The sequence below is a fragment of the Amycolatopsis pigmentata genome (assembly GCF_042684065.1).
Taxonomy (GTDB): Bacteria; Actinomycetota; Actinomycetes; order Mycobacteriales; family Pseudonocardiaceae; genus Amycolatopsis_E; species Amycolatopsis_E pigmentata.
Genome location: NZ_JBHUKR010000015.1, coordinates 135,725 through 151,044, shown reverse-complemented (window position 1 = coordinate 151,044; position 15,320 = coordinate 135,725). Strand labels below are relative to the sequence as shown.

12 protein-coding genes are annotated in these 15,320 nt (G+C 68.6%); 9 read left to right on the top strand and 3 right to left on the bottom strand.

Translation table 11 applies throughout. The features are described from left to right. Positions 1 to 11: 11 nt before the first annotated feature. Complete coding sequence (locus ACFSXZ_RS26485; protein ID WP_378267907.1) at positions 12 to 2,690, bottom strand: helix-turn-helix transcriptional regulator; 2,679 nt, start codon at positions 2,688 to 2,690, stop codon at positions 12 to 14. 148 nt (positions 2,691 to 2,838) lie between these two features. Between ACFSXZ_RS26485 and ACFSXZ_RS26480 the strand changes: the two genes are divergently transcribed. From ACFSXZ_RS26480 to ACFSXZ_RS26465, 4 genes are all read left to right on the top strand, one after another. Next, complete coding sequence (locus ACFSXZ_RS26480) at positions 2,839 to 4,041, top strand: PucR family transcriptional regulator (protein ID WP_378267906.1); 1,203 nt, start codon at positions 2,839 to 2,841, stop codon at positions 4,039 to 4,041. Between the two features lie 196 nt (positions 4,042 to 4,237). Continuing rightward, the gene (locus tag ACFSXZ_RS26475; RefSeq protein WP_378267905.1) at positions 4,238 to 4,516 is read left to right on the top strand and encodes an acyl-CoA dehydrogenase family protein; all 279 of its coding nucleotides are present in this window, start codon (positions 4,238 to 4,240) and stop codon (positions 4,514 to 4,516) included. Then, complete coding sequence (locus ACFSXZ_RS26470; protein WP_378267904.1) at positions 4,513 to 5,715, top strand: CaiB/BaiF CoA transferase family protein; 1,203 nt, start codon at positions 4,513 to 4,515, stop codon at positions 5,713 to 5,715. Before ACFSXZ_RS26475 ends, ACFSXZ_RS26470 begins: the two co-directional genes overlap by 4 nt. A gap of 222 nt (positions 5,716 to 5,937) precedes the next feature. After that, positions 5,938 to 7,311, top strand: a complete 1,374-nt coding sequence (locus ACFSXZ_RS26465; RefSeq protein ID WP_378267903.1) for an HNH endonuclease signature motif containing protein — start codon at positions 5,938 to 5,940, stop codon at positions 7,309 to 7,311. A 533-nt stretch (positions 7,312 to 7,844) separates the two neighbouring features. Here the strand turns inward: ACFSXZ_RS26465 and ACFSXZ_RS26460 are convergent. After that, positions 7,845 to 9,215 carry a glycosyltransferase gene (locus ACFSXZ_RS26460; protein ID WP_378267902.1) on the bottom strand — a complete coding sequence of 457 codons (1,371 nt, stop codon included), beginning with the start codon at positions 9,213 to 9,215 and terminating at the stop codon, positions 7,845 to 7,847. Between the two features lie 445 nt (positions 9,216 to 9,660). On the opposite strand from ACFSXZ_RS26460, the gene ACFSXZ_RS26455 reads away from it, so the two are divergent. The 5 genes from ACFSXZ_RS26455 (at position 9,661) to ACFSXZ_RS26435 (ending at position 14,450) form a co-directional block, all read left to right on the top strand. Continuing rightward, positions 9,661 to 11,112 (top strand): amidohydrolase family protein, encoded by a 1,452-nt coding sequence (locus tag ACFSXZ_RS26455; protein ID WP_378267901.1) that lies wholly within the window; start codon positions 9,661 to 9,663, stop codon positions 11,110 to 11,112. Between the two features lie 127 nt (positions 11,113 to 11,239). Further along, complete coding sequence (locus tag ACFSXZ_RS26450; RefSeq protein WP_378267900.1) at positions 11,240 to 12,424, top strand: CaiB/BaiF CoA transferase family protein; 1,185 nt, start codon at positions 11,240 to 11,242, stop codon at positions 12,422 to 12,424. Beyond that, positions 12,417 to 13,238: a citryl-CoA lyase gene (locus ACFSXZ_RS26445; protein ID WP_378267899.1), complete on the top strand. Its 822-nt coding sequence runs from the start codon at positions 12,417 to 12,419 to the stop codon at positions 13,236 to 13,238. The genes ACFSXZ_RS26450 and ACFSXZ_RS26445 overlap by 8 nt, the downstream gene beginning before the upstream one ends. Beyond that, positions 13,231 to 14,094, top strand: a complete 864-nt coding sequence (locus ACFSXZ_RS26440; protein WP_378267898.1) for a DODA-type extradiol aromatic ring-opening family dioxygenase — start codon at positions 13,231 to 13,233, stop codon at positions 14,092 to 14,094. Before ACFSXZ_RS26445 ends, ACFSXZ_RS26440 begins: the two co-directional genes overlap by 8 nt. Beyond that, positions 14,091 to 14,450 (top strand): hypothetical protein, encoded by a 360-nt coding sequence (locus ACFSXZ_RS26435; protein WP_378267897.1) that lies wholly within the window; start codon positions 14,091 to 14,093, stop codon positions 14,448 to 14,450. The genes ACFSXZ_RS26440 and ACFSXZ_RS26435 overlap by 4 nt, the downstream gene beginning before the upstream one ends. A gap of 5 nt (positions 14,451 to 14,455) precedes the next feature. On the opposite strand, the gene ACFSXZ_RS26430 is transcribed toward ACFSXZ_RS26435, so the two are convergent. Then, positions 14,456 to 15,262 carry an IclR family transcriptional regulator domain-containing protein gene (locus ACFSXZ_RS26430; RefSeq protein ID WP_378267896.1) on the bottom strand — a complete coding sequence of 269 codons (807 nt, stop codon included), beginning with the start codon at positions 15,260 to 15,262 and terminating at the stop codon, positions 14,456 to 14,458. Positions 15,263 to 15,320 lie beyond the last annotated feature (58 nt).

Genomic DNA, 15,320 nt, shown 5'->3' with positions numbered 1-15,320 from the left:
GACACCGGAACTCATCGGAAGAAGGCGGTCAGTTCGACGCGGGAGCGGATGCCGAGCTTGGTGAAGATGTTGCGCAGGTGATGGTCGACGGTGCGCGGGCTGACGAAGAGCTGCGCCGCGATTTCCCGGTTCGTCGCCCCCTCGGCGACCAGCCGTGCGATCTGCGTCTGCTGGGGGGTGAGTTCGGTCATGCCCGGCTTGCCCGAGGGCGTCACCGATTCACCCGCGGCGCGCAGTTCGCCTCCCGCGCGTTCGGCCCAGTACACCGCTTCGTAGCGCTGGAACGTCTGCCGCGCGTTACGCAGGTAATCCCGGGCCGCCCGTGGTTTGCGGCCGCGCCGCAACCGTTCCCCGAAGAAGAGCTCGGTCTTCGCGCGCTCGAACGGTCTGCCGCCGGGCGGGTGCAGCCGCAGCGCCTTGCGGAAGAGTTCGTCGGCTTCGTCGCCGTCGAGCAGCAGGGCCCGGCAGCGCATGGCCACCGCCATGTGCCCGGGGTTGCCGGTGTGCCGGGCCCAGCTGTCGAGCCTGTCGACCGCTTCCCGCGCGGTCTCGCGCTCGTCGGCCTTCACCGCGGCCTCGACGAAATGGGGGATCGCGGTCACGCGGGCGAACGGGCTGCCACCGTCCCGGCGGTCGGTCGCCAGGAGGGGGCTCAGCCTGCTCAACGCCTCGGCCGCCCGGTCCTCGGCGAGGTCGATGCAGGCCATCGCCCACGATCCCAGCGCCATGGGCCAGGCGAGCCCCCGCGCGGTGGCGTGCTCGGCCGCCCTGTCCAGCTCCTTCTGCGCCGTTTCCTTGTCGCCCCGGAACCCCGCGACGAGCGCCAGTACGCAGCGCAGGTTGACGACGGCGACGTGCTGGCCCGCCGCCTCCGCCAACCGGAGGCCTTCCACCGCGCTGTTGACGGCGGCGGAGAAGTTGTCCAGCCGGAGCGCGGCATGGGCGGCGAACTCCAGCGCGCGCGGCATGTTCGCCGGTGTCCCTTCGGCGCGTGCCGCGTTGACCGCGTGGGTGCCCATCGTGTGTGCGAGCGTGTCGTCTCCGAGCGCCAGCGCGGCCATGCAGCCCCAGATCTTCGGCGCGCACCCGGGTTGCGACGAGGCCAGCTCGACCACCCGGTGCAGCGGTTCCTTCGCCTCGGCGTACCGGCCCTGGATCGCCGCGCCGATCCCCGCGTAATGGTCGACCATGAGCTGGAGCAACGGCGGCGCTCCGGTCCCGACCAGCGCGCTCACGCGTTTCCCGGTGTCGAAGTAGTCGTGGTAGTGACCGGCGCCGACGCTCGCTTCGGCCGCGCGCATCAAGGCCGACGCCGCCAGCGGAACGTGCCGCCCGGCCAGCAGTTCGGCCGCATCGAGCAGGTTCCGGTGGCCGACATCCGGCACCCCGTCACGGAGCTCGATCTCACCCTCGAGCAGGTCGGCCATACCGCGCACGGCGTCGTCGGACAGGATCGGCCGGAGCCGCCGAAGCAACGACCGGCTGCGATAGGTGTGTCCCGCGAGCCAGCAGTCACGGGCGGCGGTGAGCAGGCGCAGCGCCCTCGCGTCCCGATCGGGCGTGAGCTCGGCGGCCAGTTCATAGGCTCGTGACGAGGACTCGTAGTCCTTGGCCTTGCGTGCCGCGGCCGCGGCCGCGTCGAGTTCGCCGGCGAGCCGTTCGTCCGGTTTCGAGATCGTCGCGGCACGGTGCAGCAGGGCGTCGAGGTGCCGCTGTTCGTGGTCCAGAACACTGGCCAGCAGCAGGTGGATGGTCCGCCGCTCGGTGAGCGGCGCGTCGGTGTAGAGGCACGAGCGGATCAGCCGCGTGGGCACGCCGACTTTCTCACCGCGGACGTGGAGCAACCCGGAGCCGGTGGCCTCGTCGAGCGCCCGCAGGTCGATCCCGGCTTCGGCGGCGGCGGAAACCAACGTGTCCAGACCAAGCCAATCACCGGTCACGGCCATCAGTACCAGCCGCCGTGCGCCGGGAGAGAGCGCTTCGTACCGATGGCGGTAATGCGCACGGAGACGGCTTTCCGCCGGTAGGGCCACCGGCGCGGGCACGGTACCCGCGAGCTGGGACGGAGTAAGCGCCGATGCCAGCTCGGTCAGCGCCAGCGGATTCCCGCAGCCGAGCGAAACCAGCTCGGCCGCCAGGTCTTCGGGCAGGCCACCGGGCACCTGGTCGGCGAGGAGCCGGTGCGCCGCCACGTCGTCCAGTGGGCCGAGCGGAAGCCGGCGCAGACCGGTGGACAGGTCGGGGTGGCACGCCAGCAGCAGCACCACCGGTTCGGTGGTCAGCCGCCGGGCGGCGAAGACCAGACCCGCCCGCGACACGGGATCGAGCAGATCGAAGTTGTCCACGCTGCACAGCACCGGGCGCTCGCGGGCCGCGTTGGCGAGCACGCCGGTCACCTCAGAGTAGGCAGTGAAGGTGTTGCCGGAGCCGAACAGGGTGGAAATTTCACGATCCGGAAGAAGTGTCCGCAACAGCTGGTGCAGACCGGCAAGCGGAAGGCCGTTTTCGGTCTCCACGCCCTCTACCTGCAGTATCAGGAAACCTGATGCTCTTGCGCGGACGGCGGCGAGGGTGGTGGTCCGGCCCATGCCGGTGTTTCCCGCCAACTCGACTGCACCCCCTCGGCCCTTTCGGGCGTCTTCTAGGAGTCGGTCGAGCATGGCGAGTTCGCTGTCGCGGCCGCGGAGCATGGGCCTAAGTGTTGCGCCCCGGTAACGATTATGGAAGGGACTGGCGATTTCACCGATGCATGGAGCCCCCGATCGAGCACAGGATGTGACCTCCACAGTTGCTGCTCAGTGGTTTCAGGAGGTCGCGATGTACACAGGGAAGGCAGTCTTGGAGGAAGAACGACTGCCGGGGATCGGGGCACGGAGGCACCGTCTCGCGGCGATGCTGCGTCCCGAGATCCCGAGTGTGGTCGATGAGCTGGTGCGCGAGATCCGGCGCGCCTTGCCCGAGTACGGGCGACTTCTCGATCAGGCGCAGGGAGCGGTACTCCGGCAACGAGTCGAGTACGTAGTCAAACTTTTCGTGGACCTGGTCGAGTACCCCGAGATGCCCCGGGGAGACGCGGAGAAGATGTTCCGCGCGATCGGCCGGGCCGAAGGCCACGCCGGCCGCACGCTGGACGCGCTGCACGCGGCTTTCCGCATCGGAGGCCGGATCGCGTGGCGGCGCATCTCGCGCGTGGAGCGTCAGCGCGGGCTGCCCGCGGTCGACGTGTCGTGGATGGCCGAGCGGTTGTTCGTCTTCCTCGACGAGATGACCGCGCTGTCGGTCCAGGGCTACCGGCAGGTGCAGGACCGGGTGGCCGACGCCGGCCGCGGGTTGCGGCGCAGGCTGCTGCAGATGCTCCTGAAGCGCCCCGCCGTTTCGCGCTCGGTGATCAACGACCTCGCCCGCAGCGCGGGCTGGACCGTTCCCGAGCATTGCGCGATGGTCGCCTTGGACATCGAGGCAGGCAGCCAGGCGCACCTGGATCTCGCGCTGGGCACCGATGTGCTGGCCGATCTGCGGGATTCGGAGCCTTGCCTCCTGCTGCCCGGCCCGGTCACCTCGGACCGGTTGCAGCGGTTGTCCGTCGCGTTCCGCGGCGCGCGGCTGGTGATCGGCCCGACGGTGCCGGTGACCGAGGCGGCGGCTTCGCTGCGGTGGGCCCGTCAGGCGTTGCGGCTGGTCGGCGAGGGCGTGCTGCCCGACGTGCCGATGACCGTGTGCTCCGAGCACTGGGCGACCCTGTGGCTGCTCACCGACACGCCGCTGCTGCGGCAGGTCACCAAGCGCAGGCTCGCGCCGCTGACGCAGTTCCCGTCGAAACAGCGTTCGCGCTTGGCAGGCACGTTGTACGCGTGGCTGCGGGCCCAGGGCAACGTGCAGGAGACGGCGTCGAAGCTCAACGTGCACCCGCGGACCGTGCGGTACCGGATGCGCCAGATCGAGAACGCCTTCGGCGAGGAACTGCGCAACCCGGACGCGCGCTTCGAGATCGAGGCCGCCTTGCGCGGACTGGAACTGCTCGGCGTCCCCTACAACTCGTGAACCGGGTGCCGCCCGCTCCTCTCGTGGGCGCCGGATCTGAACCTCCTCTATCGATCGCGGTTCGGGAGGAAGGTGGCGTTACTACGGTTCATCCGTAGACCCACCTTCCTCCCCTGCCTGGCGGCGCACGAGGGGACCGTTGACGGGTTGCCGATTACGCTGACCGGAGTCGGTGGCGGCGAACCCGGGAGGCGCCTTGGAAGCGGAGGAGTTCCGAGCCGTGCTGGGCGCGGTGCGGGATCTGGTGCGCAAGGACGTCGTGCCGCGCGAGGACGAGATCGAAGGGCGCGACGAGATTCCCGCGGACCTCCGGCGCCAGGCCGCCGACATGGGGCTCTTCGGCTACGGCATCGAGGGGCCGTTCCGCATTTACGAGGGCACCAGCGAGGTTCAGAACCGTTTCCGCCGTGGCTGCCGTCGGATTGGTCACGAACGGCACCGTAGGGCAAGGCAGTCGCTGCGGAGCGCCCGATGATGCCGTTGGAGGGCGTCACGGTCGTCGCGCTGGAGCAGGCCGTGGCGGCGCCGCTGGCCACACGGCATCTCGCCGATCTCGGCGCGCGTGTGATCAAGGTCGAGCGAGTGGACGGGGGAGACTTCGCGCGCGACTACGACGACGCGGTGCGGGGGATGGGTTCGCACTTCGTGTGGCTCAACCGGGGAAAGGAATCCGTCGCGCTCGACGTGAAGAACCCGGAAGGGCTGGCCGTGCTGCGCGAACTCATCGCCACGGCCGACGTGTTCCTGCAGAACCTCGCTCCCGGCGCCGCCGCACGGCTCGGCCTGGATGCCGGGACGCTCCGGGCACGACGGCCGGCGCTGATCGTCGTCGACATGTCCGGCTACGGGCCCTCGGGGCCCTATCGCGACCGTCGCGCCTACGACCTGTTGGTGCAGGCGGAATCCGGGCTCGTGTCGATCACCGGGACCCCGGAAAAGCCCGCCAAGGCGGGCATTCCGGTGGCGGACATCGCCGCGGGCATGTATGCCTACTCGGCCGTGCTCGCCGCGCTGTTCCGACACGCGCGTACCGGCGAGGGCGCGCACGTCGAAGTTTCGATGCTGGACGCGGTCGCCGAATGGATGGGCCATCCGCTGTATCTCGCGTCGCACACGGGAGAACAGCCGCCCCGCACCGGACTGGCGCATCCGGTGATCGTGCCCTACGACGCCTACCCGACCGCCGACGGCGGCCAGGTGCTGATCGGGATCCAGAACGACCGCGGCTGGACGCGGTTGGTCACCGAGGTGATCGGGAAACCGGATCTGGCGCGGCATCCGGACTTCGCGACGAACCGGGCACGCTGCCGCAACCGTGCCAAGGTGGACGCGGTCGTCGCGGAAGGGACGAAGACCTTCACCGCGGCGGAACTGGTCCGCAGCCTGGACGCCGCGGGCATCGCCTCGGCCAAACTGAACTCGGTGCGAGAGTTGGCCGCGCACCCGCAACTCGCCGAGCGCGACCGATGGCGGGAGGTCGACACGCCTGCCGGGAAAATCGCGGCGCTGCTCCCACCGGCGACCTTCGCCGACACCACGGCGGCGATGAACGGCGTGCCCGCGCTCGGCGAGCACACCGCCTCCGTGCTCGCCGAACTCGGCCGTAGCCGGGCGGAGGTCAAAAACCTCGTGCGAAAGCGCGTCGTCGCCACCACCGACCACACCCTGAGCTGAGCTCGTCGGTGTGCGCAGGGGTGGTGCGGGATCGCGGCTTTGCCGCCGGGGGGCGGGCTCGGGCTTGGATGCGTGGTCGCTTCATCGTTTCACTCTTTGGTGGGCGAGCACGTGGGTCTTGTGGTGGGTGTTCTTGTGGTGACGCCTGTTTGTTTTAACACTTTCCGGTGAACTGGGTCTTTACCTAGGAGATCACGTTCAAACGTTCGATAAAATGGCCCCATGAGCGCACCCGACCTTCCCACCCTCCCTGGTTTCCCGGATTTGCCGGAGTTTCCGGACTTTCCGGTGAGTCTGGAGGGGATGCGGCGTGAGTTGCAGGCGGCGCAGGGGTTGGTGAATCGGATACAGGCCCGGTATTTCGAGGTGCTGGCCCGTTTCACCCGTGCTGCCGAGGAACGCGCGACTGTTCCGCAGGAGCTGGCGCTCGCGCTTGCGATCAGCAGGAGCGCGGCGGAAAGCCAGGTCGGTTTGGCGGAGGCGTTGACGACGCGGTTGCCGCGCACGCTGGAGGCGATGCGGCGTGGCGAACTGGATGGTTTCAAGGCCTCGAAGATCCATGAGCCGACCGCGGTCCTGACCGATGAGCAGGCGCGGGAGGTCGACGCCATCATGGCCACCCGCTTGTCCGGCAAGGACCCGGGTGGTCTACGTAGGTCTGTGAATCTGGCGGTGATCAAGGTCGATCCCGAGGGTTACGCGCAGCGGTGTCGTGCCCGCCGCGCGCAGCGGCGGGTCGAGTTGATCCCGATGGATGAGGGGATGGTCCGGTTGTGCGGGGATCTCCCGGCCGAGGAGGGTGCCGCCGCTTATCGGCGTATCGATATCGAGGCCCGTCGCCGACGCCGCCGGGACAAAACCAAAACCCTCGATCAGCACCGGGCCGAGGTGTACTCCGACCTGCTGCTCACCGATGATCACGGTGTCCGGGTGGGCCCGCGTGCGGAAGTGTTCGTCTACCTCGATTTTATGACCTGGCTCGGTCTCCACGACGAGCCCGGGAACCTGGCCGGGCACGGGGTGATTCCGGCGTGGCTGGCCCGCAGGATCGCCTACGGCGACAACAGCACCATCCGCCGGGTGATCATCGACCCCGACACCGGGCAGGTGGTGTCCGTGGGGCGCAACGCCTACCGGCCACCGAGAGATCTCGCCCGCCTGATCCAGGTGCGGGACAGGGAGTGTCGGTTCCCGCATTGTCATCGGCCCGCGCAGGCCAGCGACATCGACCACGGCGAACAGTGGCTCGCCGATCTTGGTGAGACAGCGGACGAGAATCTCATCGCCTTGTGTCGTCGCCATCATCGACTCAAAGACCGGCCAGGGTGGCGATTCCACCTCGACAAGACCACCGGCCGCCTGACCGTGACCACGCCGACAGGCGACCGCCACACCACTGACGTCCCGCCACTCCACGACCCCCGTCCACCCGAGGAACCGCGCCCACCGGAACCCGGCAATCATCGATCCACAGTGGACGGTCCGACGACAGCTGACGCGTCAGAGAGCAACGGTGCGCCCGATAACCGGGATAGCGGCGCAGAACCGCCGCCCGAGCTCGGCAGCCATGATGCAGCCCCCGATCTAGAAGAGTAAGAGCGTCCTACCTTCTGACGTGGTTGGTGTGGGCCTCTCGTAGGGTTCGGCTGGCCCTGGGCGCCGGATGTGGCTGTTAGAGCGTTGCCGTTGGTGGCTGGAGACACTTGGCCGTCCGGCGCCCGTGACGACTCGGCCGCTGATGGGGATGTGCGAGCAGATCGCTGTGTAGGAGGACGTCGGCGAGGTCGTCTGTGGGGATGGATGGACGCGACGGATTTCTCCTCCGAGACAAACGCTGCTACCAGCCAGCACCCTCAATACCAGCAACCGCTTGACCAACAGATTGGCAAGTGTCTCGTGTGGATCTTGAACGGGGACATGAGATGTTTGGGCCGTGATCGACTCGTTGTCGCAACGGTTGGTGCCCGACGAGATGTGGGTCTTGGTGGAGCGTCGAAGCACCCCAACAGCATGTCTCGTCGGGAGCTTGCGGGGTGACGGGGCGGTCTTGGGTCGTGATCGACTGGGCCGACTCCGGCGAGCAAGGCCTGCCGAACGCAAACGTGGCCATGCCGGTGTGGCGAGGGTATTCAGGGCGCGCCCGGCTTGTCACCTGACGAGACCGTTTCCTCGCGGGAGTCCTTCGTTTCCTCGTCGGAGCCGTTTGCCGGCTTCGCAGGGTTTTCCGGTGCGACGACAGGGGCTTCCGCTTCCTTGTCAGGTTCCTTGGTTTCTTTGTCAGGCTCTTCGGTTCCCTTGTCAGGTTTCTCTGTTTCCTTGTCAGGCTTCTTGGTTCCCGCTTCCTGCTCTTCGGTTTCCTCCTCGGCGTTTTCCGTGACGAGTGCTTCCAGAGCGTCCGCGGCGGCGGCAGGGCCGCCCGCGCCCCGCAGGGACTTGCCGATCAGGGCGGCGCCGTCACGGAAGGCCGGTTCGTCGAGGATGGCGTCGACCGCGGCGCCGATCTGCATGGCCGTCGAGGTCGAGGAGCGGAGCCTGATGCCGGCACCGGCTCGCACGACCTGGTCGGCCACGATCGGCTGGTCGTCCCGGACCGGTGCGAGGACGAGCGGCACACCGTGGTAGAGCGCCTCCGAAACAGTGTCGTGCGCGGCGTGGCAGACGACGGCGCTCGCCCGTTCGAGCAACGCGCCCAGCGGTACCGCGCGGCGCACGACCAGGCCGTCGAACTCGGGCACGGACTCCGCCGGGTCCACCACGACGGTCTGGATCCGGTGCGATCGGGAGAGCAGGGCGCTCGCGCATTCGGCGGTGAACCGCCGGGGAGTGTCGGTGTTCAGGATGACCACCAGGAGCCGGCGCGAGGGATCGAGCGCCGCCCACGGGAACTCCGTGCCGGCGTTCGACTCGTCGATGACGGGCCCGAAGAACCGCACCTGGGCCCCGGCGCCCGAACCGGCCAGTTCGCGGGTGGTGAACGCGAGCACGAGCTCCCGGGAGAAGCGCGGGTCCTCACCGGACCTCGGGTCACCGAATCGTTGCTGGAGGTCACGGGTCAGCGCCCGCAACCACCGGTCCGCCTTGGGCATCCGGGCCGGGGAAGAAGCGAACTCCGAGGACGTGCTCGCCGAGGTCACCCAGCGCAGCCCGAGCCGGTTGGCGACCAGCGCACCCGCGAGCGCGTGCTGGTCGGCGACGACGAGGTCGGGCCGGAACTTTTCGGCGGCCGCGCGCACCCCGGGCTCCATCGCCGTGGCCAGCGGCACCAGTGTGTTCTCCCAGAGAAACCGCAGGGCCGCGAACCCGTGAATGGTCTCTGGCGGCTCGTACGGCGGAGGCACGGCACAGTCGAAGATCCTTGCGCCACGGGCGATCGGCGCGACGACCTGCTCCGCACCCGCCCAGGCCACCTGGTGCCCGCGCTCGGCCAGCTTCGCGGCCACGCCGGCGATCGGCGCGATGTGTCCGGCCGAGGGCGGCACGACCACCAGGAACCGGCTCATCGCCGGCCGCCCCGGTCAAACGGGCGTGGTGCGTGCCGACCGTCTCGGTGAGCCACGTGGAGAACTCCTCGCGCGCCAGCTCCTTCATCGTGCTGTGCAGCGTCGGCCGGATTACCGGCAACGCGTTCGCGTGAGCGTAGCGGACGCAAGCGCGCCGCCGAAGACGGCGCAGCGCGGACCACGTCGGCCGAGGACGCCGGGATGGCCCGAGGGTGCGGGTCGAAGGTCATCGTTCCGCTGATCCGGGCCGTCCAGACCTCCGCGCGGGAGCAGAGTCGCCGAGGGCCGGATCTCGAGGCCGGACACCTTCGGACAGGTGTCCGGAAATGCCGGTGACCTGCTTGACAAGAGTGTCCGGCGAGGTCAGAGTAGCGATCACACGTGACCGTTCACCGGACGCTTGTCCGTGCGCGCCCGGTCACCCCGTGAACGTGAGGGGAGTTCGATGATGAACGCACGGCCCGCATTCGAAGCGGGGCGGCCGGTGGTGCTCAGGAACGGCACGGTGCTGCCGATGGACTCCGGGCACCAGGTTCTCACCGGTACCGACGTGCTGGTGGTGGACGACCGGATCGCGGCGGTCGGTCCGGGCCTGTCCGTGCCCGACGGAGCCGTGGAGATCGACGCGACCGACGGCATCGTGATGCCGGGCATGATCGACACGCACCGGCACATGTGGCAGACCGCGATGCGCGGCTACGGCGCGGACTGGACGCTCACCCAGTACTTCGTCTGGTACTACCTGGAAAGCGGGAAGCTGTTCCGGCCCGAAGACGTGCACGCCGGCAACCGGCTGGCGGCGGTCGAGGCCATCGACGCCGGGGTGACCACGGTCGTCGACTGGTCCCACGGACTGCGCACGGTCGACCACGCCGACGCGGCGGTCGACGCCCTCGAGTCGGTGCCGGGCCGGTTCGTCTTCGCCTACGGCAACATCCACCAGTCGCCGGCCGAATGGACCGCCGCGCCGGAGTTCCGTGACTTCGTGCGCCGCCGCATCACCGGCGACGACATGCTCGGTTTCCAGATCGCCTTCGACGTCACCGGCGACCCGGCGTTCCCGGAGAAGCCGGCCTTCGAGGTGGCGCGCGAACTGGGTGTCCCCGTCACCACGCACGCCGGTGTCTGGGGCGCCACCAACGACGACGGTATCAAGCTGATGTACGAAAACGGCTTCATGGGGCCGGAAACGGTGTACGTCCACGCCGCGTCGCTGTCGGCCGACTCCTACCACCGCATCGCGGCGACCGGCGGTTCGATCTCGGTGTCCACGGAAAGCGAGCAGAGCGCGGGCCAGGGCTACCCGCCCACCTGGGCCATCCGCGCCCACAAGATCCCGGTGTCGCTGTCGATGGACACGAGCGTCTGGTGGAGCGGCGACCTGTTTTCGGCCATGCGCACGACGCTGGGCGCCGACCGTTCCCGTGAGCATCTCGAAGCACACGCCAAGAACGACACGGTCACGCACTGTTCGCTGCGCGCGGACCAGGTGGTCGAGTGGGCGACCCGTGGCGGCGCGCACGCGATCGGGCGTGAGCACGATCTCGGCAGCATCGAAACCGGCAAGAAGGCCGACCTCGTGCTGATCAAGAACGAGCATTCACCGGTCTCGTTCCCGGTGCTCAATCCCTATGGCCACGTGGCGTTCCAGGCGCAGCGCGGCGACGTGCACACGGTTCTGGTCAACGGGCGCGTGGTCAAGCACGAGCACCGGCTGCTCGACGTGGATCTGGCCGCGATCCGGGGCGAAGTCGAGCGCACGGTGGAGTACCTGCGGTCGGAGATGGGCGACGAGGCTTGGCAGAAGGGCATGAACCCGGACATCCCCGCGACCAAGATCCTCGACAACCCCTACACCTACACCGAGTACCACAGTGCCTCCACCCGTGGCCGCTAGTGCGCATGGTCTCACCCGCGACCAGGGGCGCGGCCGTCTGACCGTGCGATAATCGCTGTACGGACGAACGTCCGCACAGCGGATCGCACGGTTCGTGGCGGCTTCGCGGCAGACAAGGAGAAGCTGGATGAGCGAGAATGCCGGCCAGGACGGACAAGGCGCTTCGGGGCCGCTCGCCGGACTGCTGGTGGCGGACTTCTCCCGGATCCTCGCCGGCCCCTACGCGACGATGCTCCTCGCGGACATGGGCGCCGAGGTGGTCAAGGTGGAGGGACCGCGCGGCGACGACACGCGCACCTGGATGCCCCCGGTGCGGGACGGGGTGTCCACCTATTACCTGGGCGTGAACCGTGGCAAGCGGTCGATAGCGCTGGATCTGCGGGAAGAGGGCGATGTCGCGCTGGCACGGGAACTCGCTCGCCGCGCCGACGTCCTGATCGAGAACTTCAAGCCCGGCGGGATGGACAAGTACGGCCTGGACTTCGAGTCCGTCCGCGCGGCGAATCCCGGCATCATCTACTCCTCGATCACCGGGTTCGGCTCGGGCGCGGGCGCTCATGTGCCCGGCTACGACCTGATGGTGCAGGCGATTTCGGGATTGATGAGCCTGACCGGGGATCCCGCGGGCCCGCCGTACCGGGCCGGCATCTCGGTGTTCGACGTGATGGCCGGAAACCACGCGGTGATCGGCATCCTCGCCGCGCTGCGGCACCGGGACGCCACGGGTGAAGGGCAGCACGTCGAGGTGAACCTGTTGTCCTCGGCGCTGACCGGCCTGGTCAACCACAGTTCCGCCTACGTCGCGGGCGACACCGTGCCCTACCGGATGGGCAACGCCCACCCCAGCGTCTTCCCCTACGAACCGTTGCCCACCGCGGACAACGACCTGATCGTGACCGCCGCCAACGACGGCCAGTTCCGCAAGCTGTGCGAAGTGCTGGGCATCCCGGAGATCGCCGACGATCCCCGGTTCGCCCGCAACGCGGACCGCACCGAGAACCGGGACGAGCTGCGGCCGATCCTCACCGAGCGGCTCACCCGGCGCGGCGCGCTGGAATGGTTCGATCTGCTGGTCGACGCGGGCGTGCCGTGCGGGCCGATCAACACCATCGACGGCGGGTTCGCGATGGCGGAGCGGATGGAACTGGACCCGGTCGTCGTGGTGGGCGAAGGCGATGACGCGGTGCCCACCACCCGGCACCCCATCCGGTTCTCCGCGACCCCGGCGAGCTACCGGCTGCCGCCCCCGAAACTCGACGAGCACGGAAAAGAGCTCCGCGAGTGGCTGAGTGAGGAGGACGGCGATGCCTGATCGTGAGTATCCGACGGCGCTCGGGGCTTCGTCGCTGAAGAGCATCACCTTGCTCGGGCAGGATCTCGCCGAGGACGTGATGGGCCAGGTTTCCTTCGGTGAGCTGGCTTTCTGGCTCGCCACGCAACGGCGTCCCACGCCGGGGGAGACGCGCGTGTTCGAGGCGGTGCTCGCCGCGCTGGCCGACCACGGGTTCACCCCGACCGCGATCGTCACGCGGCTGACCTATCTTTCGGCGCCGGACTCGATCCAGGGCGCGTTGGCCGCCGGTTTGCTCGGCGGTGGCTCGCGGTTTCTCGGCGTGACCGAGGACTGCGGCCGGTTCCTGCACGACGTCCTGTCTACTGTGGACGGAGAGCTGCCCGCGGACGACGCCGGGTGGGACGCGCTGGCGCTGGAGACGGTGCGATCGGCGCGGGAAGCCCGGAAGTTCGTGCCGGGCCTGGGCCACCACGTGCACAAGGAAGGCGATCCGCGCACGCCACGGCTGTTCCGCATCGCCCGCGAGGAGAACCTGTTCGGCCCGCACCTTTCGTTGTTCGAAGCGATCGGGCGGGTGCATCCGGAAGTGCTGGGGAAAACGCTTCCGCTCAACGGCGCCGGCGTGTGCGGCGCGGCACTGGCCGACCTCGGCCTGCCGCTGGAACTGTTGCGTGGCTTCGCATTGCTGGCCCGGACGGCCGGGCTGATCGGTCAGCTCGCCGAGGAACTGCGGCACCCGGTGGGCAACGACATCTTCCTGTCGGTGGACCTGAACAACCGGTCCGTCGCGCCCGATCCCTATGACCAATCCGACGGAGGTCGACATGGCTGAGCTGGTCGCGGTGATCGCGTCCACCCACCATCCGTTCTATTACCGGGCCAGCACCGCGACCGGCGAGGACCGCCCGCCCTTCGCCGACGAGTGGGTGCGCAAGGTCGAGGCGTTCCGTGAGACGCTGACGCGCGCCCGTCCCGACGTGCTGGTGATGGTCGGTTCCGACCACTTCCACCAGCTCTGGTTGGACAACATGCCGCAGTTCCTGATCGGGAAGGCACCCTTCTACGACGCGAACTACTACAACGAGGAACGCGAGTTCGGGCTGCCCCGGATGCTGATGAAGGGACAGGAAGACCTGTCCGGCTATCTGCTCCGCGAAGGCCTGGACGCCGGATTCGACCTGGCCTTCTCCAACGAACTGCGCATCGACCACTCGATCACCTGCCCGATCATCACGCTGCGCCCGGAAAACGACCTGCCGATCGTGCCGGTCTACACCAACATCTTCGCTCCGCCGCTGCCGCAGCCGAAGCGGTTCGTCCAATTAGGACGGACGATCCGCGAACTCGTCGAGTCGTGGCCGTCGGACCAGCGGGTCGCGGTGATCGGTACCGGGCACCTGTCGCTGGAACTGGGCGGACCGCGGCAGTTCGGGCCGCACGGGCCGGATCCGGAGTTCGACCGGAAGGCGGTCGAGTGGATCTCCGGCGGTGACATCGAAAAGTGCCTGGGCGAGGTCAGTCTGGAAAGCCTGCATCTGCCCGGAAACGCCACCCACGGGTTCATGGACTTCATGCTGATGATGGGCGTCGCGGGGGCGGGTCAGAAAGCCGACTACGTCGACACCTACGACCTCTTCCACACGATGGAGGCCTACTTCACCTGGTATCCGGACGGCGGGAATTCATGAGCAAGTATCTGCTGAACAAGTTCCTCTACACGGTCGACCGCGACCCCGAACTGGTCGAGCGGTACCGCGAGGATCCGGCCGGCACCGTGGCGTGGTGGGAGGCCGAACGCGCGAACGCCATCCTCAACTGCCACAGCGGTGAAGCGTCCACCTGGCTGCGGTTCGAAGACGTCGAACGCGAGGCGCTCGCCACGCACGACTACCCGAAACTGTTCGAACTGGGCGCGCATCCGTTCCTCACTCTGACGCTGTTCATCGCCATGTTCGAGCGGGACTACGAACCGCTGGGATTCCAGACCGAGTACGCCCGGCGGCTCGCGCACTTTTCCCTGCCTTACCCGGACATCGCCACGTAGGGGCTTCAGGAGACCACGGGTACGGTCTCCAGCGGGCGTGAGTACCAGGCGTCCCAGTCCGCGCTGATCGCTCCGGCGGTGTGCAGGAGCATGGGCAGGTGGCGGGTCATGAGGGTTTCCATCGAGGTCTCGGCGGCGTGCGCGTTGACGTTGACCGCGGCCACGACTTTCCCGTCCCCGTCGCGGATCGGCGCGGCGACCGAGCGGATGCCGAGGGCGAGTTGCTGATCGGTGGCGGCCCAGCCCTGGGCCCGCACCTCACGCAGGATCGCGTCGATCTCGTCACGGCCGGGCTCCCAGCGCGCCGGGATGCCCGACCGGCTGGGGTGCGCGAGCACGCGGTCGAGTTCGTCCGGGCTCAGCGCGGCCAGCAGCACCTTGCCGAGCGAGGTCTGCAGCGCGGGAAAGCGCGTTCCGATGGTCACCGCGAGGGTGACCAGCTTGGGCACCGCGACGCGGGCGACGTAGACGATGTCGGAGCCGTCGAGCTGCGCGATCGAGCATGATTCGCCGGTGCGTGTCACGAGGTCCCGCAGGTGCGGGTGAGCCAGTTCCCACAGGTTCATCGAACCGACATAGGCCATGCCGAGTTCCAGCACGCGCGGGGTGAGCGAGAAGCCGCCGTTGTCGCCACGGACGTAACCGAGTTGTTCCAGCGTGATCAGGATCCGGCGGGCGGTCGGCCGGGCCAGTCCGGTGGCGGTCGCGACCTCGCTCAGCGTCATGGCCGGGCGCCCCGGTGGAAAGCAGCGCAGCACGTCCAGCCCGCGGGCCAGGGCTTCGATGAACTCGGGATTGCCGTCTCGGCGCATACGAGCAGGCTAGACGGTTTCGGGATTGCTGTCCGGACATGGGTCCGGCAGCCGGACG

What these genes read in the sequence shown, in the direction of transcription:
- ACFSXZ_RS26485 (WP_378267907.1), bottom strand. Translation starts at nt 2,690, where the DNA reads ATGCTCCGCGGCCGCGACAGCGAACTCGCCATGCTCGACCGACTCCTA.
- ACFSXZ_RS26440 (WP_378267898.1), top strand. Translation starts at nt 13,231, where the DNA reads ATGGCTGAGCTGGTCGCGGTGATCGCGTCCACCCACCATCCGTTCTAT.
- ACFSXZ_RS26450 (WP_378267900.1), top strand. Translation starts at nt 11,240, where the DNA reads ATGAGCGAGAATGCCGGCCAGGACGGACAAGGCGCTTCGGGGCCGCTC.
- ACFSXZ_RS26430 (WP_378267896.1), bottom strand. Translation starts at nt 15,262, where the DNA reads ATGCGCCGAGACGGCAATCCCGAGTTCATCGAAGCCCTGGCCCGCGGG.
- ACFSXZ_RS26470 (WP_378267904.1), top strand. Translation starts at nt 4,513, where the DNA reads ATGATGCCGTTGGAGGGCGTCACGGTCGTCGCGCTGGAGCAGGCCGTG.
- ACFSXZ_RS26445 (WP_378267899.1), top strand. Translation starts at nt 12,417, where the DNA reads ATGCCTGATCGTGAGTATCCGACGGCGCTCGGGGCTTCGTCGCTGAAG.
- ACFSXZ_RS26435 (WP_378267897.1), top strand. Translation starts at nt 14,091, where the DNA reads ATGAGCAAGTATCTGCTGAACAAGTTCCTCTACACGGTCGACCGCGAC.
- ACFSXZ_RS26455 (WP_378267901.1), top strand. Translation starts at nt 9,661, where the DNA reads ATGATGAACGCACGGCCCGCATTCGAAGCGGGGCGGCCGGTGGTGCTC.
- ACFSXZ_RS26460 (WP_378267902.1), bottom strand. Translation starts at nt 9,215, where the DNA reads ATGAGCCGGTTCCTGGTGGTCGTGCCGCCCTCGGCCGGACACATCGCG.
- ACFSXZ_RS26465 (WP_378267903.1), top strand. Translation starts at nt 5,938, where the DNA reads ATGAGCGCACCCGACCTTCCCACCCTCCCTGGTTTCCCGGATTTGCCG.